Origin of the sequence: Moraxella sp. CTOTU49803 (genome assembly GCF_032097965.1) — a bacterium.
In the GTDB taxonomy this organism is placed as follows: Bacteria; Pseudomonadota; Gammaproteobacteria; order Pseudomonadales; family Moraxellaceae; genus Faucicola; species Faucicola tetraodonis.
Genome location: NZ_DAMCJP010000001.1, coordinates 327,708 through 352,188, shown reverse-complemented (window position 1 = coordinate 352,188; position 24,481 = coordinate 327,708). Strand labels below are relative to the sequence as shown.

At 44.9% G+C, this 24,481-nt stretch carries 22 protein-coding genes and 1 tRNA gene; 13 read left to right on the top strand and 10 right to left on the bottom strand.

Annotation, left to right across the window (positions count from 1 at the left end; genetic code table 11):
- The first annotated feature begins 150 nt into the window (after positions 1–150).
- From RT422_RS01620 to RT422_RS01585, 8 genes are all read left to right on the top strand, one after another.
- Complete coding sequence (locus RT422_RS01620) at positions 151–1,314, top strand: zinc-dependent alcohol dehydrogenase (RefSeq protein WP_312384567.1); 1,164 nt, start codon at positions 151–153, stop codon at positions 1,312–1,314.
- A gap of 51 nt (positions 1,315–1,365) precedes the next feature.
- Complete coding sequence (gene otsB / locus RT422_RS01615; protein ID WP_313421062.1) at positions 1,366–2,199, top strand: trehalose-phosphatase; 834 nt, start codon at positions 1,366–1,368, stop codon at positions 2,197–2,199.
- Positions 2,187–3,602, top strand: a complete 1,416-nt coding sequence (locus tag RT422_RS01610; protein ID WP_313421060.1) for a trehalose-6-phosphate synthase — start codon at positions 2,187–2,189, stop codon at positions 3,600–3,602. The genes otsB and RT422_RS01610 overlap by 13 nt, the downstream gene beginning before the upstream one ends.
- 90 nt (positions 3,603–3,692) lie before the next feature.
- Positions 3,693–4,790: an acyl-CoA dehydrogenase gene (locus tag RT422_RS01605; protein ID WP_313421059.1), complete on the top strand. Its 1,098-nt coding sequence runs from the start codon at positions 3,693–3,695 to the stop codon at positions 4,788–4,790.
- Positions 4,778–5,599, top strand: a complete 822-nt coding sequence (locus tag RT422_RS01600) for a PIG-L family deacetylase (RefSeq protein ID WP_313421058.1) — start codon at positions 4,778–4,780, stop codon at positions 5,597–5,599. Before RT422_RS01605 ends, RT422_RS01600 begins: the two co-directional genes overlap by 13 nt.
- Entirely contained in the window at positions 5,592–6,194 is a 603-nt protein-coding gene (locus RT422_RS01595; protein ID WP_284034475.1) for a class I SAM-dependent methyltransferase, read from the top strand. The genes RT422_RS01600 and RT422_RS01595 overlap by 8 nt, the downstream gene beginning before the upstream one ends.
- Positions 6,195–6,208: 14 nt before the next feature.
- Complete coding sequence (locus tag RT422_RS01590; protein WP_284034474.1) at positions 6,209–6,940, top strand: glycosyltransferase; 732 nt, start codon at positions 6,209–6,211, stop codon at positions 6,938–6,940.
- A gap of 321 nt (positions 6,941–7,261) precedes the next feature.
- Positions 7,262–7,474, top strand: a complete 213-nt coding sequence (locus RT422_RS01585; RefSeq protein WP_050324216.1) for a cold-shock protein — start codon at positions 7,262–7,264, stop codon at positions 7,472–7,474.
- A gap of 211 nt (positions 7,475–7,685) precedes the next feature.
- Here the strand turns inward: RT422_RS01585 and RT422_RS01580 are convergent, their stop codons facing one another.
- From RT422_RS01580 to RT422_RS01550, 7 genes are all read right to left on the bottom strand, one after another.
- The gene (locus RT422_RS01580; RefSeq protein ID WP_284034473.1) at positions 7,686–8,246 is read right to left on the bottom strand and encodes a response regulator transcription factor; all 561 of its coding nucleotides are present in this window, start codon (positions 8,244–8,246) and stop codon (positions 7,686–7,688) included.
- A gap of 9 nt (positions 8,247–8,255) precedes the next feature.
- Complete coding sequence (locus tag RT422_RS01575; protein ID WP_313421056.1) at positions 8,256–9,563, bottom strand: HAMP domain-containing sensor histidine kinase; 1,308 nt, start codon at positions 9,561–9,563, stop codon at positions 8,256–8,258.
- A 109-nt stretch (positions 9,564–9,672) separates the two neighbouring features.
- Entirely contained in the window at positions 9,673–10,485 is an 813-nt protein-coding gene (locus tag RT422_RS01570; protein ID WP_313421405.1) for an SDR family oxidoreductase, read from the bottom strand.
- A gap of 441 nt (positions 10,486–10,926) precedes the next feature.
- The gene (locus RT422_RS01565; RefSeq protein WP_313421404.1) at positions 10,927–11,730 is read right to left on the bottom strand and encodes an SDR family oxidoreductase; all 804 of its coding nucleotides are present in this window, start codon (positions 11,728–11,730) and stop codon (positions 10,927–10,929) included.
- A gap of 100 nt (positions 11,731–11,830) precedes the next feature.
- A complete protein-coding gene (locus RT422_RS01560) occupies positions 11,831–12,595 on the bottom strand; it encodes a histidine phosphatase family protein (RefSeq protein ID WP_313421054.1) in 765 nt (254 codons plus the stop codon).
- 8 nt (positions 12,596–12,603) lie between these two features.
- On the bottom strand, positions 12,604–13,671 hold the full coding sequence (locus RT422_RS01555) for a phosphotransferase family protein (RefSeq protein ID WP_313421053.1): 1,068 nt from the start codon (positions 13,669–13,671) through the stop codon (positions 12,604–12,606).
- 139 nt (positions 13,672–13,810) lie between these two features.
- On the bottom strand, positions 13,811–15,049 hold the full coding sequence (locus RT422_RS01550) for an acyl-CoA dehydrogenase family protein (RefSeq protein ID WP_313096931.1): 1,239 nt from the start codon (positions 15,047–15,049) through the stop codon (positions 13,811–13,813).
- Positions 15,050–15,222: 173 nt separating this feature from the next.
- Here RT422_RS01550 and RT422_RS01545 point away from each other — a divergent pair, with 173 nt between their 5' ends.
- Entirely contained in the window at positions 15,223–16,170 is a 948-nt protein-coding gene (locus RT422_RS01545; RefSeq protein ID WP_313421052.1) for a LysR family transcriptional regulator, read from the top strand.
- A 39-nt stretch (positions 16,171–16,209) separates the two neighbouring features.
- Here RT422_RS01545 and gmk read toward each other — a convergent pair whose 3' ends face one another.
- Entirely contained in the window at positions 16,210–16,827 is a 618-nt protein-coding gene (gene gmk, locus RT422_RS01540; RefSeq protein ID WP_007116269.1) for a guanylate kinase, read from the bottom strand.
- A gap of 196 nt (positions 16,828–17,023) precedes the next feature.
- Here gmk and ispH point away from each other — a divergent pair, with 196 nt between their 5' ends.
- Both ispH and htpG read left to right on the top strand, forming a co-directional pair.
- Positions 17,024–17,992 carry a 4-hydroxy-3-methylbut-2-enyl diphosphate reductase gene (gene ispH / locus RT422_RS01535; RefSeq protein ID WP_076774283.1) on the top strand — a complete coding sequence of 323 codons (969 nt, stop codon included), beginning with the start codon at positions 17,024–17,026 and terminating at the stop codon, positions 17,990–17,992.
- Positions 17,993–18,230: 238 nt separating this feature from the next.
- Positions 18,231–20,201, top strand: a complete 1,971-nt coding sequence (gene htpG / locus RT422_RS01530; protein ID WP_313421051.1) for a molecular chaperone HtpG — start codon at positions 18,231–18,233, stop codon at positions 20,199–20,201.
- A gap of 142 nt (positions 20,202–20,343) precedes the next feature.
- Here the strand turns inward: htpG and RT422_RS01525 are convergent, their stop codons facing one another.
- Positions 20,344–21,291, bottom strand: coding sequence for a pilin (locus RT422_RS01525; protein WP_219298823.1), 948 nt, complete (start codon positions 21,289–21,291; stop codon positions 20,344–20,346).
- Between the two features lie 111 nt (positions 21,292–21,402).
- On the opposite strand from RT422_RS01525, the gene trmB reads away from it, so the two are divergent.
- Positions 21,403–22,239, top strand: a complete 837-nt coding sequence (gene trmB / locus RT422_RS01520; RefSeq protein WP_409520106.1) for a tRNA (guanosine(46)-N7)-methyltransferase TrmB — start codon at positions 21,403–21,405, stop codon at positions 22,237–22,239.
- Positions 22,240–22,448: 209 nt separating this feature from the next.
- Positions 22,449–23,936 (top strand): sodium/proline symporter PutP, encoded by a 1,488-nt coding sequence (putP, locus tag RT422_RS01515; protein WP_138019059.1) that lies wholly within the window; start codon positions 22,449–22,451, stop codon positions 23,934–23,936.
- Positions 23,937–24,138: 202 nt separating this feature from the next.
- On the opposite strand, the gene RT422_RS01510 is transcribed toward putP, so the two are convergent.
- Positions 24,139–24,215 (bottom strand) — tRNA-Met (locus RT422_RS01510).
- Between the last annotated feature and the right edge of the window lie 266 nt (positions 24,216–24,481).

Here is a 24,481-nt window from a genome sequence, read left to right as displayed (position 1 = left end):
GAATAGACAACAACCATGCATGGCGCATGTTACTCTGCACAACATCAAATGATAACGCCCCATAACATATTAGTTCAGTGGCGCTGCTTTATTTGGTCAAATAACAGTCAAAAAACAACAACAGCAAAACAATAACTAGGAGTAATACCCATGCGCGCATTAACCTACCACGGTGCCAAAGATGTCCGAGTCGACAATGTTCCCGACCCACAGTTACAAGCCAAAGATGATATTATCTTAAAAGTTACCGCTACCGCCATTTGTGGTTCGGACTTACATTTATACCGTGGCAAAATCCCTGCGACCGAAGAAGGCGATATTTTTGGTCATGAATTTATGGGGGTTGTCGAAGAAGTGGGCGCTGACGTCACAGCGGTAAAAAAAGGCGATCGCGTGGTGATACCTTTTGTAATTGCCTGTGGTAGCTGCTTTTTTTGTCAAAATGATTTGATGGCAGCCTGTGAGACCACCAATGAGGGTCCAGGCGCGGCGATGAACAAAAAGCTTATTCCACCACCTTCAGCATTGTTCGGTTTTAGTCATTTATACGGTGGTGTGCCGGGTGGACAAGCAGAATATGTGCGCGTCCCAAAAGCCAATTTTGGCCCTTTTAAAGTCCCAGGTTCATTGCCTGATGAGAAAGTGTTATTCTTATCAGATATTTTGCCGACTGCATGGCAAGCGGTGACGAATGCCAATGTTACCAAAGGTTCGACTTTGGCTATCTATGGTGCAGGACCTGTAGGCTTGTTATCAGCCGCCTGTGCCAAAATGTTAGGCGCGGCACAAATATTTATCGTTGACCACAATGACTATCGTTTGCAATATGCACAAGATACGTATGGCGCGATTCCTGTCAATTTTGATAAAGTTGATGCCGCAGAAGCCATTATTGAGCAAACTGCGGGGCATCGTGGTGTCGATGCGGTGATTGATGCTGTTGGTTTTGAATCAAAAGGCAGCGTGGTTGAAACCGTATTAACTACGCTCAAGCTTGAAGGCTCAAGTGGCGCGGCATTACGTCAGTGTATGGCAGCGGTACGTCGTGGTGGTACAGTGAGTATCCCTGGGGTGTATGCAGGTCCGATTCATGGTTTCTTGATGGGTGATGCGTTTGACAAAGGATTAACCTTTAAAATGGGTCAAACACATGTACATAAATACTTGCCACAACTGCTTGAACATATTGAAAATGGGGATTTATCGCCTGAAGCGATTATTACCCATCGTATGAATCTATCAGATGCGGCAAAAGGTTATGAAATCTTTGAAAAACGTGAAGAAGAGTGTCGAAAAGTGATTTTGACCCCATAATGTTACCTCATTATGGATAGATTTAGAATGATAAAATGGTAAAAATATAAGATGAGTGTTAGTCACCTTTATACCATGATTAATCATTCTATCACTAGCCCCTCACAACTTTTGGTCGATAATGTAGCCAAAGTTGTGCAAGGGGTTTCTGATTTGTTGCTATTATTAGATATTGATGGGACGCTTAGTGAATTTCACCCCGATCCCCAGCAAAGTTTTATCAGCAATGAGAATCTAGCAATTTTAGCGGAGTTACAAAACTATCTACCCGTTTGGCTGGTAACAGGGCGGTCAGTTGCTGATGCTAGACGTTTGACAGCGCCGTTGAAACTACCGGTGATTGGTAGTCACGGTTTGCAATGCGATACTCTAATCGATAGCTATTCTTTGGTGGACATCGATTTAGCGCAGCTAGAACAAATTAACCAAAGCGTCATTAACGCCACTGGTGATCGTCCACACTGGCGAATTGAGCAAAAACCTTTTGGTGTGGCACTGCATTTTCGTGAGCATCCCGAACTTGCCGATAGCGCTTTAACCATCATGCAAGCTATTGGGCATGATTTTAAGGAGTGGCAACTTAAAGCGGGCAAATGTGTGTATGAGCTATTGCCGCAAGGTGTCGATAAAGGCAGTGCCATTAACCATGTGTTAAAAAACTATCACCCTCATTGCCGTCCGATATTTATCGGTGATGATGTGACCGATGAAGCAGGATTTATTGCCGTACAAAGTTATGGTGATACACCAAATAAGAAAGGTAGTGATATCAAAGGAATTGGTGTCAAAGTCGGTTTTGAACCCACCCATGCCCATTATTATGTGAGCGACGTCTCAGCCGTTACCGATTTACTTAAAGGATTATTGACCCTATGTCAAAGTTGATTGTGTTATCGAATCGGGTTAATTTACCTAATAAACAGTCACCTAAAGCTGTGGCAGGGGGGTTGGCAGTAGCGCTTCAAGAAGCCCTTGCCAAAGATGGCGGTATTTGGGTCGGTTGGAACGGTCAAGTAGTGACAAATATCAGCGATATGCCCGATACTGTCAATCAATTTGCGACTGAGCAGCATGACAAAGTCACCTATGTCACGACGGCTTTTTCACCCATACAATATGAAAAATATTATTGTGGTTACGCCAATAATCGACTTTGGGCGGGGATGCATGACCGCACGGATTTGATTGTATCAAGTAGTGAAGATTTTAGCGTTTATCAAGCTGTCAATCGTATGTTTGCCAAACAACTACAGCAAATTGCGCAGCCTGACGATATGATTTGGATACAAGATTATCATTTTTTTGCGGTAGCAAGGCATTGCCGTGACTTAGGCATGAAACAGCGCATTGGCTTTTTTTTGCATATTCCATTTCCCCAGTTATGGGTGTGGGATTTTTTGACTTATGGTCAAACTTTAATTAATCAATTACTTGATTATGATGTGGTTGGATTACAAACCCAACAAGACGCTCAAAATTGTGTCGCGGTGATTGAGCAGCTACTCCCCCACGCCATCCAGATTACTCAAACAAATGCGCGTACACTCATTACCCATGGCAATCATACCACCTTAATACAAGCCTATCCGATTGGTATCAATCCTGTCTATATTCATGAACTTGCCAGTCAACCGCTGTCAGACCAAGCTGTGTTAAAAAATCTCACTTCAACCATCACCACTATTCTAGCGGTGGAACGACTGGATTACACCAAAGGCATTCCCGAACGCTTACAAGCTTTTGCCGCCTTTTTGCAGCGTTATCCGCAATATCTTGAACGAATTCAGCTGTATCAAATTGCTTGCCCGTCCCGTCTCGATATTCAGACTTATCAACAGTTACGACAACAAGTGCACACCCTCGTTGAGCAAATCAATAGCCAATTTGCTACTGCCAGTTGGCAACCGATTATCTATCAAGAAGACCCAGTCAGTCATGACAATTTAATGCCTTTATTTAGGCAATGCCAAATTTGTTGGGTTAATTCGCTAAAAGACGGCATGAATTTGGTGGCAAAAGAATATATTGCCGCACAGGATGAACAAAACGCAGGGATTTTGATTTTGTCTAAAAATGCGGGGGCAGCGCACCAACTTCAGCAAGCTATCTTGGTCGACCCTACGAACAACGACAGCATGATAGAGGGCTTATACCAAGCATTGACCATGACCAAACAACAACGGGAACAACGTCACCAATCGCTACTAAAGAGCATCAATGAGACCGATATTGACACGTGGCGAGCGCATTTTTTGGCAGATTTAGCCCATATGGATAAAACTCCATAACCCAATGAAAGAGACAATAAAATAAACAATGTAACAGACAATAAGACAGATAATAAAATAGACAACAAAACAGCCAATGAGAAACTCACAATGACACCAGTTTTGGATCATGCTTTACCTACCGACTATCACCAATCGGACTTGAGTAAATTAATCACCGCTATTTTGCAAGACTTTCGCAGAACGGTTGATACATCACCTAAACTAAGTGATGCCGCTTATGTCACACAATTAAAGCAAACTTTGTCGCAGTTGGTGCTTTTGTCCGCTCAAATTGCCTTGCCTGCTGACGGTAATACTTTACAGCGCTGGCAAGTATTGGCACAGGTTGCGGCTTGTGATTTGAACTTGGTCAAATTTTTTGAGTCGCATCTTGATGCATTGGCGATTCTGGCAGAATTGGGCGTGGACGATATCGCTGAAGGCCTATGGGCCGTATGGGCAGCAGAAGGTGGTAATGACCCACTGCGTTTTGATGGCGAAACATGCACGGGACAAAAACTGTGGTGTTCGGGTGCAACCTTTGTCGATCATGGCTTGGTTATTTTCCGAGATGCCCAAAATAACGCCCAATTACTGATGGTCGCCATGAAGCAACCGCAAATCACCATTGATGACAGCGGTTGGTATGCGGTAGGTATGCCGTACACGGCGACAGCCACGCTCCATCTAAAAGGCGCTAACGCCATCCAAGTCATGTCAAATGCGATTGCCAAAGGTAGCAGCCCTTATCTCGACCGCCCAGGATTTTGGCAGGGTGCGGCAGGGGTAGCGGCTTGTTGGTATGGCGCGGCAGCGCAGTTGGCACAGTTTTTATTGGACAGTTATCAGCAAAAACCCCAAGCCTTTAAAGCACTTTATCTTGGCGAAGTGTCGCAAGCACTGAGTGTCACCCAAGCGTACTTTCATCAGGTTGCGCAATTAATCGATAGTGAGCCTAGCCAAAGTCATGCACTTGCCATCCGTATCTTAAGAGCGCAAGTGGAGACTACCGCCATGCTAGTACTTGAAAAAGTTGGTAAAGCCTTGGGCGCAACGCCTTATTGCAAAAACGCCCATTTTGCACGGCTAGCCGCAGATTTATCGGTATTTATCCGTCAAACCCATGGCGCATTTGACAGTGAAGCGATTGGCAAATTGACTGCCGAACAGCTAGGCGATTCACAAGGGGCATTATGGCAACTGTAGATTCTAAGCGCGCCCCACTGCATCCGATTGTGGGCGACCGTTTGATTGCAGGCGACGGCACATCTGCACAAGATTGGCAAGCGTGGCAAGGGTTGGACAGTCTCACCAGACTGGATATATCGACCCATTTTCCCACCCATCGGCGTGTGTGTATTTTTGCGCCGCACCCAGACGATGAGATTTTGGGCTGTGGCGGGCTGCTGCAAGGGTTGGTGGCTCAAGGTAATCAAATATTGATTGTTAGCGTCACCCAAGGCGAGAAAAGCCACCCTAACTCACCGCTGTATCCGACCGACAAACTGGCAAAAATCCGAGCACTTGAAAGCCAGCTTGCGCTTGAAACGCTCGATAGCAGTTTGGATTTGCCCAATGTGTCGATGACGAGCTTAAATTTTCCTGATGGTGAAGTTTTTGGGCGACAAGCGGATTTTTTTGACAAGTTAACATCGCTGATTCAGCCCGCTGATATTTTGATCACCCCATTTGCGTACGATGGTCATCCCGACCATGAAGGCACTGGGCAAGTGATACAGCGTTTTGCCCATGAATTTAAAAGTCAGTTAAATTTAACCTGCTATCAAGTGCTGATTTGGGCATGGCATTGGGCAAAACCTGGCGATAGCCGTATTCCCTGGCACAAGGCATGGCGATTTGATTTAAGCGAATTGCAGGCGCAGCGAAAAAGTTATGCCATGCGCTGTTTTAGCAGTCAAATCTATGCTGACCCAACAACGGGAACAGCGCCTATTTTGTCAGATACTACATTAACCAGGCTTAGCCAACCGTTTGAGGTATATCTTCATGACTGATGTGTCAGCGTATTTTGCCCAAATTTATGCCGATAGTAGAGACCCTTGGCAATATGAAAAACGCTGGTATGAAGTGCGAAAACGCGCAATTTGCTTGTCATTGTTGCCCTACCCACATTTTGCCAAGGCGATTGAACTGGGCTGTAGCAATGGCGTATTTAGTGAGCAGTTAGCCCAGCGCTGCGATTATTTGAGGTGTGTGGATGGGCAACTTGAGGCGGTCAAACTTGCCAGTGAGCGTCTGCAAAAAAAGGCGCATGTGCAAGTTGTGCAAGGTTTGATACCGCAGGATTTGCCGAGTGAGCGATTTGATTTGATTGTGGTCAGTGAGATTTTATACTACTTGGCGCCTGACGCACTGACCGAAGTCATCGCTTGGCTCAATACCGCATTGACAGACAATGGCGTTATTTTAGCCTGTCATTGGCGCTATCCGATTGACGGGTTTCAACTGACAGGCGAAACAGTCCACGACAGGTTACAACAACAGCTTCACTACCATCAGCAAAGTCATGTGATTGACCAAGATTTTTTGTTGACCATTTGGCAAACCAATCACCAAAGCCTTGCCAAGCAAGAAAATCTAGTGGAATAACTGAGAAAAACGTCATGGCAAATACTACCGTCCCACAGCGGCTACCCAAAAAAATCGGCATAGTCATCCCTGCCCATAATGAAGCCGATAGCATCAGCGCGTGTTTGGATGCCATTAAACAGGCGATTGCTCAGCTATCAAGCGACATAGTGGTACAAACGGTGGTCGTGCTAGATAGCTGTGATGATGATACTTTATCAAAAGTACAAAACGCCCACGTAGACTGGCTGCGCTGTGAGTTTCGCTGCGTGGGTAAGGTCAGAGATTTGGGCGTGCGTTACTTGATTGAACAGGGGGCTGATTGGATTGCTTGCACCGATGCCGATAGTATGGTGGAAGCTGATTGGTTAATGGCACAAATCAAACATCTAAAAGCTGAGCCCACAACTACGCCCACCACTATGCCCACAGCCATGATATGTGGCGTAGTGAGCATCGATTGTTGGGACGCGTTGTCAGAGAGTACCAAACAGCAATACCTCGCCCATTATCAAGATTGTATGAATCATCGCCATATTCATGGGGCAAATTTGAGCTTTGCCAGTCAAGATTATTTGGCGGTAGGTGGGTTTGATGAATTAACTTGCCATGAAGATGTGGGTTTGGTGAAAAAATTTGAGCAAGCCAATTTACCCATTATTTGGAGTAATTTAGTACGCGTGGTGACTAGCAGTCGCCTTGATGCCCGCGCTAAGGAAGGATTTGCCCATTTTTTAAGGGGTTTAGAGAATCAGCCTTCGGCTTAAATAAAACCAGCCTTTGAATGAAATAAAGGTATAAAAGTTGGGTTTAACACAGTTCACTTACAAAACTATTGTGATATTCCTTGCTATCTGCCGGTATTACTATATACTGGACAACAGCTAGAAAGCAGTCAGAAGTTTCAATCGCATTACATTAAGTCTATTCTAAGTTCGTTTCCATTACGCTTGTGTCCTAGATTTTAAGTCAATCGTGTATCAAAACTGCCGCAATTCTTTCATACCGAATAGAATCGTGTTGTGGCTTAGTTCCAGCTTTAGGGTCAGATGACCACTTTTAAAATCTATCTAATCAAGGACAATCCTATGTCAAATACTGTAAACGGCACCGTAAAATGGTTTAACGAATCAAAAGGCTTTGGCTTTATCGAACAAGACAATGGCGGCAAAGACGTTTTCGCCCATTATAGCCAAATCGCAAGCTCAGGTTTCAAAACCTTAGCGGAAGGTCAACGCGTATCTTTCGTTGTGACCCAAGGTCAAAAAGGCGACCAAGCTAGCAATATCGTTGCTATCTAAGGTTAGCTAAGCCTACTATCGTAAATGGTCTGATATCGTGACTGCGTGAATAACGCTGCATTGATTGGTTATCCATTTGCCTAGATATCAAAAAATAGATATCAAAAAAGCGCTTATTTATTATAAGCGCTTTTTTTGTGTTTTGTGCTCACCCAACTATTGGGCTAACTCGGCTGACAATTTATGGGCTGCTGTGTGCGCCTAATAAAGGTTATTGCGCATCCACTTTACGTTTTTTTTGTAGTTTGCGCTGTAGTGTGCGCCGGTGCATTTTAAGTACCCTCGCGGCTTCACTGATATTGCCTTGGCATTCACCTAATACTTGGTGGATGTATTCCCATTCGTGATGTTCAAGTGATAAACGTTCATCTGTGGCAATACTTAGTGACTTTGTAGGGGTTGCTGCAATATCCAATACTTTATAGATGTCATCCAGGCTACAAGGCTTAGGTAAATAATGATATGCGCCCATTTTGACCGCACTGACAGCGGTAGCAATGCTGGCATAACCAGTAAGCATTAGAATTTTGGCGGTGGGGCTAATAGCGAGTAATGGCTTAATCAGATGAATGCCGTTGTCATCACCGATGTTGAGATCCAATATAATAAACTTGGGTAATTGCTTCTTTGCCAGTTGTAGCGCGCTATCGGCATTGCTGGCAGTCAATACCTGATTGCCCTGTTTTTCCAACGACTTTTTTAAAATACGGCAAAACACCTCATCATCATCAATGATAAGCCATGTCTCTGCTAACAGGGGTGGGTGTTGCAACCTAGTCTCCTACAACAAACTGGCGGGCGCATCGATTACTGGTAACGTTATCTTCACGCACGTACCTGAATCATCTAACCTTTTTTGCAGGGGTGAATTTTGCTTATTGGTCAGCTCAAGGTGTCCGCCAACATATTCTATAACTGTTTTGGCAATCGTCAAGCCAAGCCCTAAGCCATGATCAGATTCGATGGCGATTTGGTGTTGGATACGCTGTACCATGCTACTGTCGATACCCTGTCCGTTGTCTTCAATTATAATCATCACGTTTTGAGCAAGCTGTACGCTAATACTAAGCATTGTGGCTTGTGCCTGCATGGCATTATTGAGCATATTCATCACAATAGAATACAGCTGTTCTTCACTCAAGGGCACATCGATCGGTTGTGGTGGTACATTGAGTGCTACTTCAACATGGGGGTTGATAAATTGCCAATCATTGACGACTTTGGGCAATAGCGTTGGTAAATTTGATGACGTTACCCATGCCAATGGCTCTGATTGCGCTGGCGGGAGCGCATTGGATTGGATATGGGATTTGAGCTTGTGCAGCGATTGGCGGCAGACGTCGATTTGTGACTGTAACAGTTTTATGTCATCCAACAGTTCGTCGTCTTCCTCTAATTGCTGGGCAATATCATCGCTTAGTAATTGCATCGACGCAATCGGCGTGCTCATCTCATGGGCGATATTGGCCGCAAGACTACTGATGGCAAGCAACCGACGTTGTTGGTGAATGGCTTGCTGCGCTTGCTCAAGCGCCTGATAACTGCGGCTCATCGCCTGTTTAAAATAAACCGTTAAAGCAGTGAACATGATGGCGGCAAAAATAAACACCCCAAACATACCCAGTAAATGGAGTTTTTGCCCCACCACATGATCATGGTGGCTCAGGGTTAGCGGCACATAACAATACCATAACAGCGTATACAGCCCAACTGACAGCACCGACAAGCTGATGATGTGCATGGTTCGCATCACCATAGACGCCACAGCAATCACCGTCAAAAATAAGGTAATTAACGGATTGGCGGCGCCACCTGAATAATAAATAAAGGCTGACCACGCCAGTAAATCCCCGATAAATCCCGCCATTGTGACCCAAGAGTGTTGTGGGTTAAATTGTCGAATAGCCATTAGGCGTTTAGTTAGCTCAACGCTGACCCCATACATAATGGTAATCGTGAGTAGATGATTGATTTGCTGTTTGGCAACGCCCCACTGGTCGGCACAAATCATGGCGGCGACCATAATAGCTAACCAGGTATAGCGAGCAATCATGGGGGCTTTTGCGACGTTCTTGATGGCTTGATGCATGGACAAACTTTTGACGAACCATAAAACAAGATTTTAGCATGAAGCAAGGCAATGGCTGCCAAGGCGTTGTTGATTATGCTGAGAGTTTAAAATTTTTTTAAATATGCGCTTATAAAAATTTGGTCATCACCCTGAGCGGCAATATTTTCATACCAATCCCAATCGGCAGCCAAGGCCATGCCGGGACAAAGGCTTCATCCACTTTGGCTTCAATCGCTTCGACAATCGCTTCGACGCCTTCTTCTTCTGTACTTTCAAACGGCAAATATTTGGCACCGATATTAAGCTCAGTACGGATATAACCAGGATAAATGGTGGTGACAGTAATCGGACGTTTTTCCTGCATCATATCAGCGCGAATGCCTTCGGCTAGATTTGCCAGTCCCGCTTTGGCAGCGGCATAGGTGGTAAGATGACGGGGTAAACCGCGCACCGCTGACATACTTGAGATGACCACCAACTGACCGCTGTTTTGCTGGCGAAAAATCTTCATCGCCGCCTCACACTGGGCAATCGCTGCGATAAAATTGACTTCAGCGGTATGGCGATTGGTCTCAAAGCGTCCATGACCAATGACGCGGCTATCGCCCACCCCTGCATTGACGATAATTTTATCAATCGTTTTCCCTCGGGTTTTGCAGTCACTCACAAAGCTATCAAATACCGTAAAAATCTGATTATAGTCGGTCACATCCAAAGTTTTGACAGAGGCTTTGACAGGGTACTTGCTTTCAATGTCTTGCTTCAACGCATTTAATCGCTCTTCTCGTCTCGCGCAAATTGCCAAATCATAGCCTAGATAGGCAAATCGGCGTGCCATCATCGCGCCAATCCCTGAACTGGCACCGGTAATCAATACGGTTTTGCCTTTACCGATACCTTGTAGCTCTGCTAATGAGCGTCGATTGACCAGTTTTTTCATCACAAACTGACCGTATTTATCAATTTTTTGTAGCGCGTTTTCAAGTTTTTTCATCGTTTGGTTGCCTGTACCACTCAGTTATCGTAACAATAAAGAAAATTCATAAAAGAGTCGCTGATTTTATCATTTCGACCCTTGTCTAGCCTACTGCAAATATCATTATAGGCGTTAAATGCCTCACATGAAAAACTATAGGTACAGTATAGGTGCATGGTTAATGATGACTGTTACGATTTAACCCTTCATACTCATTATTTTTTATAACAGCCTTCTACTCGGTAATGTCAAATCTGTCGCCAAAGGCAAATATACAGGTTGGCAATGCGCTATATTAAGATACTCTATATTAGGACGCCCTATATCAAGACACCCTATATGAAGACAATAAAAAAACCCAAATCAGCGCAAAGTCTCATTTGGGTTTTTTTACCATTCTTTGGTTTATGCCAAACCATTGACCCAGGTGAGTGGGGCGTTTTTCATCCAGTCACTCATCAGTGTCCAGGGTTGTTCAGGGACACACGCTTCATCAGGCTCGCCTTCAATCGCGATTGCCAATGCTTTGGTGCCGATTTCTTCACTCACTTCAAAGGGTAACGGTTTAGCGCCTTCATTAATCTCAGTGCGTATATACCCTGGATAAATCGTTGACACCTTAATCGGTAAAGCAGAAAGCAGCATATCGGCGCGAATCCCTTCAGCAAGCTGGGCAATCGCTGATTTACTTGCCGCGTAAACTGACATGTGTTTTGGCAGACCACGGAATGCCGACATACTTGAGATAACCACCAAATGACCGCTATTTTGGGCGCGGAAAATTTCCATCGCTGCTTCACACTGGGCAAGGCCTGAGATAAAATTGACTTCGGCAGTTTTGCGATTAATATCAAAATTACCCTTGCCAATACGGCGACCCTCACCGACCCCTGCATTGATGATGATACGATCAAGCTTGCCAAACTCTTCGGCAAATTCATGAAACACTTTAAAAACCTGCGCATAATCAGTCACATCGAGTGCCTTGACACTGACTTTAATCGTCGAATTATCCGCTAACAGGTTGGCTTTGAGTTGTTCTAGGCGTTCGGTACGGCGCGCACAAATTGCCAAATTATAGCCCATGCGAGCAAAATGGGTCGCCATGCCTGCCCCCAGGCCTGAGCTTGCGCCAGTAATCAAAATAGTTTTACCCTTGCCCACTTGGTTATCGATAAAAGGCGATAAGTCAGTGTTCGGGGGTGTCATTGTGGTTTGAACTTGCTGCAGTAATTCCGGTAGTGTTTGCATTGTTTCATCCTTAATTATTTGTTAAATTTTTTCAAATGTTAAACTGATAAGCTAAATTTTAGCGCCAAGTCACCATTTGCTCGCCTTGCTGATACAAATAGCTAAACTCATTAAAGGTCTGTAAAAAAACACCTTGGTCACTCACGCGAAATTGGTGAATACTGGCGTTGGCGATATGCCAGTTCAAATCAAAGGCTTGGACATCTGATAGTTTCATCACTTGCTGCATGATACTGGCAATCACGCCACCTGAGGTAAATACCATCGCATGTTCATGCTCGCCAGTTTGCGCCATCAACCGCTCAAAACCGTTCCAAGTGCGCTGCAAAAAGTGTTGCCAACTTTCATCATAATCACTGTCGTACTGACCGCTTTGCCAACGGCTCATGGCTTGAGTAAAAATATCAGTAAAGCTAATTTCAGGGTGTGTTTGACTGGACAAATACGCCATAAAACTGGCTTTATCCGCAAATGGCAATCCCGCTTTATAAAGAATTTGCTCATGATTAAACTCATTAAAACTGCTATCTTCACCGAGCAATAGCGGCATGGTCAAACTGGGATTTGCTATGTTTTGCACATGGTGAGTGATTTCAGTTAGTTCAATGCCTTCACGGGTGACATAATAATGGCTTAAAAAATGCTTGAGACTGTCCTTTTGCCGCGCCATGCTGCCTGACATCAGCGCGTGCACTTGCCGACCTGACTGGCGGAAACTATCGCCAAGCCATTGGGTCTGAGCGATACCTTTTGGGGACAGTTGGTCGTAATTGTCTGCGCCAAATGACGCTTGCCCATGACGGACAAGGCTGATGAGTTTCATGAAAATCCCTATGATTTATGATTATTTTTTTCGATAAGCTCGACACAGCGCTCGTATAAGGCATTGACAATCACGCCAAAATCTTTGAACGCCGGATTATCCGTCTGCCCATGATAATAGCGGTAATAAATCTGCTGTGCAATCGCTGCCAAGCGAAACACCCCAAACACTTCGTAAAAGCGCCAGTTGTCCACTTTCAGCCCCGTTTTTTGTAGGTAATATTCGACCACTTCGGCACGGGTCATCATGCCTGGCAGATTGGTCGGCTGACGGCGCGTAGCTTTCATCACCGCATTGTCATCGGCTTGAATCCAGTAAGCTAACGCACAGCCCAAATCCATCAAGGGATCGCCTATCGTTGCCATTTCCCAGTCGAGCACGCCAATGATGTTGGTTGGATTGTTTGGGTCTAAAATCACATTGTCAAAACGCCAGTCATTATGAATTACGCTAGTTTTGACATCTGTTGGGGTGTTGGCTTTTAACCACTGACGCACATCGGCGAAATCAGGTACATCAGGCGTACGGGCTTGCTCATAGCGTTTATCCCATCCCATGACTTGACGCTCGCAGTAGCCTTCGCCTTTGCCAAGTGCCACCAAATCAGGGTTTTGGGTGTAATCGACCTTGTGTAAATCAATCAACGCATCGACCACCTGCCTGCACAGCTCGCTGACTTGCTGTTCGCTTAACGTCAATGCTTTGGGCAAATTGGCACGGGGAATAATGCCCTCGATGCGATCCATGACATAAAAATCGCAACCAATCACGCGGTCATCGGTACACAGGGCGACCATATTGGGGACGCGTGGGTATTGTGATTGCAGTGCTTTTTGCACTTTGTACTCACGCACCATATCATGGGCGGATTTGGCTTTGGTACCTTTGGGTGGCCGGCGTAAAATCAAATCACGGTTGGCATATTTTAGTCGGTATGTCCAGTTGGATGCGCCCCCTGAAAATTGGGTGACTTCTGGCCGACCTTGCAAAGCGATGCCTTGGCTCATTAAATACTCGGTGACCGCATTGCTGTCAATCTCTTCGCCTTTGCGTACTGGGTTCGCAGTATCAAGCATAATTTCATCCTTGTTTTTTATCTTGTTTTTTAACTTGTATTGTTAACGAGGTCAAATAGCAAAATGACGCAACCTGACATTACGCCTTTTTTGTTAGCTAGCTACCTTTTTTGTTAACTAGCTATTAGTTATTTGCTAGTTATTTGGTCGTCGCTTGTTGGCGTTTTTTCACTTCCAGTTTGGCAATCATGCCTTTATGCACTTCGTCAGGTCCATCGGCAAGGCGTAGGCTACGGGCTTGGTTAAAGAACATCGGCAACAGCGTATCTTGGCTCACACCCATACCCCCATGCAGCTGAATCGCCATATCGACGACTTCTTGTAGTACCGTTGGGGCGACCACTTTAATCGCTGAGATTTCGGTTAACGCCGCTTTGGTGCCGAGTTTATCCATTTTATAGGCAGCATACAGGGTTAGCAGACGCGCTTGGTCAATTTTGACACGGGCGTCAGCGATACGTTCACGGTTGCCCCCTAAATCAAGCAGCGGTTTACCAAATGCGCTACGGCTTAGCCCGCGATCGATGGCAAGCTCTAGCGATTTTTCTGCAGCACCAATACAGCGCATACAGTGGTGAATCCGACCCGGTCCTAAGCGCCCTTGGGCAATCGCAAATCCCTCGCCTGCCCCGCCGATGACATTGCTAAGCGGTACACGCACGTTGTCAAAACACATTTCGCCATGTCCATGCGGTGCATCATAATCATTAAACACTTTGAGCATGCGTTCAATCTTGACGCCTTGGGTATCAATTGGCACCAACACCATGGTGTGCTGATGGTGGCGATCTTTGCTCTCGTCTGGGGTGTGTGCCATAAAAATAATAAGTTTAGCGTTTGGATCGCCCAAACCTGATGACCACCATTTGCGACCGTTGAGCACAATTTCATCGCCTTCGACAATCGCTGTGGCTTGCATATTGGTGGCATCACTACTGGCTACTGCAGGCTCTGTCATGCCAAACACGGAGCGAATCTCGCCTGCCAATAACGGCGTTAACCATTGCGCTTTTTGGGCGTCGTTACCGTAGCGCCAAATCAATTCCATATTGCCACTATCTGGCGCATTACAGTTAAACACATGTGGGGCAATGAGACTTCTGCCAGACAACTCAGCAATATGGGCATATTCTTGAACACTTAATCCTTGACCGAGTTGCTCGTCTGGCAAAAACATATTCCATAAATTTTGCGCACGGGCTTTGGTTTTTAATTCTTCAAGTTTGGCAGGCCATTGCCAAGTCGTCCAATCGCCTGTGGGATTAAGCTTATGCGCCGCTTGCCAAAATTCTGCTTCAATCGGTTCGATTTCGGTTTGAATAAATGCTTTGGTACGGGCGATGTAATCTTTTGCTTTATCGCTAAGTTGGAATTCCATTAGGCATTGTCCTTTTTCGGCTAAAACAATTATTGAATCAGCTTAACGGATTTATTATCATGAATAAAATGATTTTAATTAGTATAATACCATGAATAAAATTCATACCATTGAAAGGTCTTAGCCAAATTATTGAGCAAATAATTGTCCTATACTTGTAAGGTATTATCCATATGTTGCGTAAAAACCCATTAAAGCAGCTTGATTTAAATCTACTTAGGCTATTTATTTATATTTTTGAGCTTAAAAATCTTACCCATACCGCAGAAGCCTTACATTTGAGCCAATCGGCGATTAGCCATGCGTTAGGTCGTCTGCGCCAATCATTGGGGGACGAACTTTTTTATCGGGAAAAAGGTGAGCTGCACCCCACCCTGTATGCCAAACGGCTTTATCCCACCGTCAAACAAAGCTTTGAAAATCTCGAACAAATATTTCAAACTAACCATTTATTAAGCGAGGACAAACTTGGCGAGCTGGCGCAGCAGAGCTTTGCTAAGTTGACGATTGCCATGCACGATGAAATTGAATTGATTGTGTTTAACAAATTGGTCAGCCAAATTCATCAAGTCCTGCCCAATTGCCAAATCACCAGTAGCCGGCTCAATCGCTCAGCGCTTGCGCATGAACTAAAAGTTGGACAGCTGGATTTTGCCATTGATGTGGCGCGGGTGGTGGATAGTGAGATTGTGCATCAACCGTTGTTGCGAGATGAGTTTGTGCTGGTACTGTATGCGCCAAATTTTGCGGCTGAATTGGCGAACGAACCGACTATCACCCAAGCCCAGTATTTTGCCAGTCAACATATTACTGTGTCATCACGGCGGCTAGGTCTGTCGATTGAAGATAGTTTATTGTCCAAAGCAGGTTGGCAGCGGCAGAGTAAAATCCGTTGCCAACATTATGCCACGGCTTTTCAATTGCTAAAACAAGACAAACTATTGCTTACCTTGCCGCGCCAGTTAGCCACCACATTTTTGCCACCCGCCCAAGGCTGGCAGATTTTGGATTTGCCGATTGAGTTGACTCATATCGAGTTACACGGCTATTGGCACCAACAACAACAGGTTGACCCGCTGTATGGGTGGCTAAGACAGCAGATTTTTAGTGCGTTTCATTAGCGCGTTGCGCTTATTGATTATTTATAGGCTATTGATGATTTATTCAGACAATAGCTGCTCAATACGGCCAGCGTGACGCTCTTGCTGTTTAGCGAGTGTCAAACGATTGGCGATGATGATTGATTTTAGCTCCGCTAATGCCACGTCGAAATTGTCATTAATCACCACATAATCAAAATTCACGTATTGCGACATTTCATTGACCGAACCGGCAAGACGTCTTTCAATCACCTCTTGACTGTCTTGTCCGCGATTGGAAAGCCGTTGGCGCAGCGATTGGCGGTCGGGCGGTAGGATAAAAATGGTCGTGGCATCGGGACGCAATTTTTGCACTTGCAGCGCGCCCTGCCAGTCGATTTCTAAGATGACATCCAAGCCATTGCTCAGCATAAATTCTACTGTGGACTGGGCGGTACCATAGTAGTTTTCAAACACTTCAGCATGCTCCAAAAATTCACCTTGCTTAATCATATCAGCAAATATCTCGCGGCTGACAAAATGATAATGCTGCCCATCAATCTCACCAGGACGTGGCTTGCGAGTCGAATGCGAGATACTAACCGCCAAGTCATTGGTCGTTGCAATCAGCTGTTTGACCAGCGATGTTTTGCCAGTACCGCTTGCTGCGGTGATGATAAATAATGAGCCTTTGGTCATGACATATCCTTAGGGGTTTGATGAAGTGAGTAGTAGCCATTTTTGAATCGGCTATTTTAGCAATTTTTGCTAACAATTTCTGCGTAATTTAGTGCTTGAATACCGATTCGCTGATTTTTTACGTTTAACATATTTTGCGTGTATGAACTCATGGTAAACTAGCCACATGAATCATCAATGACTGAAGAACTGTGTTATGAAAATTTTACTCGCCAATCCTCGTGGTTTTTGTGCTGGGGTCGATAGAGCCATCGAAATCGTCAATGTCTGCCTTGAGCGCTTTGAACCGCCTATTTATGTGCGCCATGAAGTGGTACACAACAAGTTTGTGGTGGAAGACCTGGCCAATCGCGGTGCGGTATTTGTCGAAGAGTTGGATGAAGTGCCGGATGGGGCGATTGTGATTTTTTCAGCGCATGGCGTCTCCAAAGCCGTGGAAGATGAAGCCGAACGCCGTGATTTGACGGTGTTTGATGCCACTTGCCCACTGGTTACCAAAGTCCATATCGAAGTCAATAAATTTGCCAAAACAGGCGTAGATGCGGTGTTGATTGGTCATGCAGGTCATCCAGAGGTAGAAGGCACGATGGGACGCTTCGATCCACAATACGGTGGACGTATTCACCTAATTGAAGATGTGGTGGATGTTGCCAATCTTGACCTACCGACTGATACTGATTTGGCTTTTGTCACCCAAACCACCCTATCGATGGATGACACCGCAGAAGTGATTGATGCGCTAAAAAATAAATTCCCCAAAATCCATGCGCCGCGTAAAGATGACATTTGTTATGCCACCCAAAACCGTCAAGATGCGGTCAAGGAGCTTGCGGCGCGTTGTCAAGTGGTGTTAGTGGTGGGCTCACCCAACTCATCCAACTCCAATCGCTTGCGTGAACTCGCGGAGCGTTTGGGCGCCAAAGCGCATTTGATTGATAATGCCGGTGAAATGCAAAAAGACTGGTTTGCAGGCGTGGATACGGTAGGCGTGACTGCGGGTGCATCCGCGCCTGAAGTATTGATTCAAGAAGTATTAGATACCTTACAATCCTGGGGTGGCGAGAAACCTGAGGAATTATCAGGGATTTTGGAAAACGTGACCTTTAGCTTGCCCAAAGCGTTACGCTCACCCCAACTGTCCAATCCTAGTGAATCCAAGATTTAACAGAGATATAGTATCGGATAGATGGCAAGTAAAGCCGGGTATAAGTATGCTCGGCTTTTTATTGGTCATTTAATTATTGAATATTTAAACCCTGCTTGCATCATTGTTTTCATTATTTAAAAATTAAAAAATTGTGCCGCTTATGCTTGAAATAGTTTTAGACTCACCCTAACTATGACAACGAACCATCATAAATTGGGTTAATTATTTTTATTCTTATTTTTAGGAGTTACTTACTATGGCAGATTCAAACAAACCTGAGCCAAAAAAATATAGCTTTGAAGCTGAAGTCGCGCAACTATTACATCTAGTCACCCACTCGCTATACTCCAATGCAGATATCTTTGTGCGTGAGCTGGTCTCAAATGCGTCTGACGCCTGTGACAAGTTGCGTTTTGAAGGCAATCAAAACGACGCGCTGTATGAAGGTGACAGTGAATTACGCATTCGCATTGATATTGATAAAGATGCTAAAACCATTAGCTTTATTGACAATGGTATCGGTATGAATGAAGCCGATGCGGTAGAACATTTGGGTACTATTGCCAAATCAGGCACCAAAGCTTTCTTAGAAAAATTATCCGATGCGCAAAAACAAGACGGCAATTTGATTGGTCAATTTGGGGTGGGATTTTATTCAGGTTTTATCGTAGCGGACACCATCACGGTGGAATCGCGTAAAGCAGGTGAGCCTGCCAGCCAAGGCGTACGCTGGGTTTCAGACGGCACCGGTGAATTCACCACCGAAACCATCGAAAAGCCTACCCGTGGCACGACAGTGATTTTACATGTTACCGATGAACACAGCGAATACCTTGACCGCCACAAAATCAAATCTTTAGTCAATAAATACTCTGACCATATCAGCTTGCCAATCCAAATGCGCAAAGAGGTTTGGCAAGAAGAAGAACTCACTGACGCGCAAAAAACTGCTAATTCAGAACCAGGGGGCGAAACTGCCAAAGGTGAGATGCCCCAAGGTCAAATGATAACCACTGACGAATGGGAAACCATCAACCAAGCCAATGCCCTATGGACGCGCTCACCTTCAGAAATTGAAGACGAAGAGTATCAAGAATTTTATAAAAATCTTACCTATGACTATGATGAACCGCTAACTTGGACGCACAACCGTGTCGAAGGACGTCTCCAATATACCCAGCTGCTATATATCCCTAAAAAAGCGCCGTTTGACCTGTACCAACGTGAGCAAAAACACGGTCTAAAACTGTACGTCAAACGTGTATTTATCATGGATGATGCCGAGCAGTTATTGCCGATGTATCTGCGTTTTGTCAAAGGGGTGATTGATACCGCGGATTTACCGCTCAATGTCAGCCGTGAAATCCTGCAAGAGTCTCGCGATGTCAAATCTATTCGCGATGGTAACGCTCGCCGTATATTGACTGTGCTAGCTAGCCTAGCCAATAGCGATGAAGCCGAAAAACAAGAAAAATATAGACAGTTTTATGCTGAATTTGGCAACGTCTTAAAAGAAGGCTTGGGTGAAGACCAAAGCAATAAGGATAAAATTGCCAAATTATTGCGCTATGCCACTACCACTGATGACAATGTGGTCACCAGCTTTGACGACTATAAAGGTCGTATGAAAGACGGTCAAAAGGCGATTTATTATCTAACAGCTGAAAACCTTGCCGCCGCCAAAGCCAGTCCGCAACTTGAAGTGTTCAAGAAAAAAGGCATTGAAGTCATCTTAATGACCAACCCGGTTGATGAATGGGCAATGAACTTTATGTTTGAGTACGATGGCACACCGCTACAAAACATCGCCAAAGGCGCGGTAGACTTGGGTGATTTGACCGATGAAGCCGAAAAAGAAGAAGCCAAAAAGGCGGAAGAAACCTTCAAGCCTGTGGTAGAAAAACTCAAAGGCGTGTTGGGTAACCGGGCTAAAGATGTGCGCGTATCCAATCGCCTTGTCGATAGCCCTGCTTTGCTAGTGACGGCTGATGGTGAACTATCACCACAGATGATGCAAATGCTCAAACAAATGGGTCAGCCTGTGCCAGAGAGCAAACCAATTTTGGAAGTCAACCCAAACCATCCGCTCATTCAAAAATTGGAAAGCGCGGAGCAGTTCGATGACCTTGCGCAAGTGATTTTTGACCAAGCGTTATTGGCAGAAGGCGGTCAATTAGACGACCCAGCCGCTTATCTCAAACGCGTCAATGCGTTGTTGATGAAGTAAGTTATTTTGCTGGCTTCAAAATAAAACTGATAAATAAAAACTGATAAACAAAAACCGAAGCCTAGGCTGTTATTTAGGCTTCGGTTTTTTTTGAAAACCACCGCCATCGCATCGGCTAGTGGTTGTAAGCACCACTATTTTATCAGCGCTCTGCAAGCATACACTGTTTGGGAATTTGCTTGCGATTGAGTGAGGTGATACAGCCCCAACTACCCTCGACTTTACTATCACCAATGCGGTACATGGTTAGCGTCTGACCATTGAGCCAGCGATTAGGAAACGGCACGCCTCGTACTGTCGCTTGAATCATACAATGACTGTCAGTTGGAATGCTTTCTGCTTGCGTGAGCACTTTTAACACCACTTTTTGGTTATCTGTGCTTAGCGGCGTATTGACAGGACATTGACCGGTGGCTTTGTAGATGGCATCGACTCGCCCCTGTGCGCTTTCTACGATATCAAGCACTTCAAACAGCGTGGCATTGGCTTTTTGTTTGGCATAAATCGGCAAAAACTGCACTTGTATCACAAACAAAGAAAACGCATAAAACCCAAACGCCAGCGCCAAACCTACCAAACTCACACCGCCGTGCCTGCGGATATGAGCGAGCTGTTTTTCTTCATCACGCGGATACATTTCAATGGCATCGGCGATTTCACGGCGCGCCATCCGATAATAATAAGCATCGCTCCAACGTGCCACCATTACCGACCAAAACAGCCAAATCGCAAGCCCAATGCCAATACGTAGCGGCATACGAATCGCTTCATCAAGATTGCGTATCAATAAGTACTCTATCGCCACCAAAATGATGGTGACATTGAGCTGAATAAATGACCATCCCGCCACCGAATAGACAATGCTATCTAAGAATCGCTTACGGTATAACAGCCAAGGAAACGTCATCAAAAACCCTGCCCAATGCCACTTTGCCGTCAATCGCCCTGCCTGATCAAACTGGGCAAAACGCTTGAGATAATACGCCTGCGAACGATTGCCAATAAAGGCTTTGTCATACATCAAACGCTGTTTATCAGTTAGCTGTGGCTGCCAAAATGGCGGCGGTGATGTTTTTTCAAGAAATAACATGGCGATTACGGATTATCCATTGGTTGTTTTCACTTTCTGGGGTTTTCACTTATAATAGCCGAATTTTATCACAACCACCCTTTATCACACTAACTACGATTTTTGCAAATGATGACACCCCAACACACCCAAATTTCTGAGACAGTCGATGCGGCTAAACCCGATGCCCAATGCCTTTCTCCCAATCCATCCACTGCCCTACAACCAAATGATGAAAACCCTGATTCATCCCTGCACTATCGCGCCATTCAAACTTTTATGAAACGCAAAACCCATGTGGGCAAAAAAGCAGAAGCTGGGTTGCAGTCAGACTTTGCCCATTTTTTTGTCCAGCCCAATTTGGATGCAATTCAAGCAATGGATATCGGCGGCATAACCAATTTGCGTGAGCTATTTTCAAACCCTGATGCGCCTTTGACAGTTGAAATTGGCTTCGGTATGGGCACAAGCTTGGTGGAAATGGCAAAAAATGAGCCAACACGAAACTTTGTCGGCATTGAAGTGCATGAGGCAGGACTGGGTAATTGTGCATTTTTGGCAGGGGAAATCGGTCTAAATAACCTCAAACTCATCAGCGGCGATGCCATTGCTTTGATGCAGCAATTACCGGCGGAGCATATTGACACGCTGCAGTTGTATTTCCCCGACCCTTGGCAAAAAAAGCGCCATTACAAACGCCGTTTTGTCAGTGCTGATCGCATGAGGGTGGTGGAACGGGTGCTTAAAAAAGGCGGCATATTTCATGCGGCTACCGATTGGGAACATTATGCCCACTGGATGATTGAAGTCATGGATAGTTTAACCGCGTTTGAGAACGTCGAAGGCAAAAACAGCGAAGGGATAGGTAACTTTCTGCCGCGTCCCGATTTTCGTCCCCTGACTAAATTTGAAAAACGCGGTATGGAGGAAGGTCGCGCTATTTACGATATTATGTATCGCAAAGTTTAGCACGTTGACAATTTTATGCCGTACACAGGATAATCACAGCGATTATCCTTTTTTTATGCCTAAAATTTTTCTACAATGTGACTTTTCGTTATTAGATGGTATCTATCAGGATGTCGATTAGCGTGTGATGCCACGTAAAATCTCTATGACTGCTAGTAATTTTTAGTGGTTTTATTACCTTGAATCGGGATGACCTTAGGAGTGATGGGATGACACCCGTTTATATTACATTTACGTTGTATTTGATTTTGGTATTGGGCATCGGGTTTGCGGCATATTTTGCCACGCGTAACTTTGATGACTATATTTTGGGTGGTCGTAGTCTGGGCAGTTTTGTGACCGCGATGTCGGCGGGTGCGTCAGATATGTCAGGATGGCTGCTGATGGGGTTACCTGGGGCGATTTATGTATCGGGGTTGAGTGAATCTTGGATTGCAATTGGCTTGGTGATTGGGGCGTATTTTAACTGGCTTTTGGTGGCGGGTCGACTGCGGGTGCATACCGAGTTTAATAACAATGCGCTGACTTTGCCTGAATACTTTCACCACCGCTTTGGCGCCAACAATAAATTGATTAAAATTGCTTCGGCGGCGATTATTTTGTTTTTCTTTACCATTTATTGCGCCTCAGGCATTGTCGCAGGTGCGCGACTATTTGAAAGCTTATTTGAAATTGACTATGCCACGGCTATGTGGTTAGGGGCATTTGCCACCATTATCTATACCTTTATTGGAGGATTTTTGGCGGTAAGCTGGACGGATACTATTCAAGCAAGTTTGATGATTTTTGCACTGGTATTTGCGCCCATCATGGTTTATTTAAACTTAGGCGGTATGGATGAAATTCATGCGGCGGTCAGTATGGCGGCACAGGCAAATAACAAAAACTACGGTAACTTGCTGTTTGGTACGTCATTCGTCGGTATCATCAGTGCGGCTGCGTGGGGCTTGGGTTATTTTGGTCAGCCGCATATTTTGGCGCGTTTTATGGCGGCAAATTCGGTCAAATCACTGAATAATGCTCGTCGTATCGGTATGACTTGGATGATTTTATGCCTAGCAGGCGCGGTGGCGGTCGGTTATTTTGGGCTTGCCTATATGACGGTGCATCCTGAGCAAACTGCCATTTTAAAAGATAATAACGAGCGTATCTTTATCGGTTTGGCACAATTGTTATTTAACCCTTGGATTGTCGGTGTGGTATTGTCTGCTATTTTGGCGGCGGTCATGAGTACCCTCAGCTGTCAATTATTGGTATGCTCAAGCGCGATTACAGAAGATTTTTATAAAGGGTTTATTCGCCCTACTGCCACGCAAAAAGAGCTGGTTTGGATTGGTCGCTTCATGGTGCTTTTGGTCTCAGCGATTGCCATTGTCATTGCCCAAAACCCAGACAGCAAAGTGTTAGGATTGGTCTCTTATGCTTGGGCAGGTTTTGGCGCGGCGTTTGGTCCTGTGGTGTTGATGTCATTATTTTGGCGACGTATGACTGGGACAGGCGCGTTGGCAGGTATGCTCGTAGGCGCATTGACGGTCATCGCTTGGAAACCATTAACCGGTAGCAGTCTTTATGAAATCGTACCAGGCTTTATTTTAGGCATGATTGCCATCTATGTGGTATCGCTGTTAACGCCCGCATCTGATAAAGTCATGGCACGTTTTGATGATGCCAATAAAGCCTATAACGATGCTCGTTAATATTGAATGACAATGTGAATAGTCATTTAAATGACAAAAAGGGTGATACAGCTATCGCCCTTTTTTTGTTTTTCTTTTTCATTTTTTTATTGTCAAATGACAAACAACCAAATGACAAGCAACAAAAAAGCCAAACATCAAAATGCTTGGCTTAGCAAAATACGGGACTTATCAAAATACTGGGCGTTAAGTTATTTGCAAATGGTGGCGATGAAGAGACTTGAACTCTTGACCTCACGATTATGAGTCGTGCGCTCTAACCAGCTGAGCTACATCGCCATGTTTGGCAAATTTGCAGGATTTAGGCAGAATTTTGAAAGTATTTCTTGCCTGTCATGGGGTGCATATTATGCGTATTTAACTCTATGTCGTCAAGCATTTTGTCACATTTTTTTTCATTTTCTCAAAATTTAATTTTTTGCCCGTCGTGGCTGAGCATTGCCTGACTGTTGGCTTCAAAATCATTTGAAATCACAAAAACCCGTTAACGTCACTTGAATTTTTGCATATATTTACCATAATAGTATCAACGTGCCAAAATATAA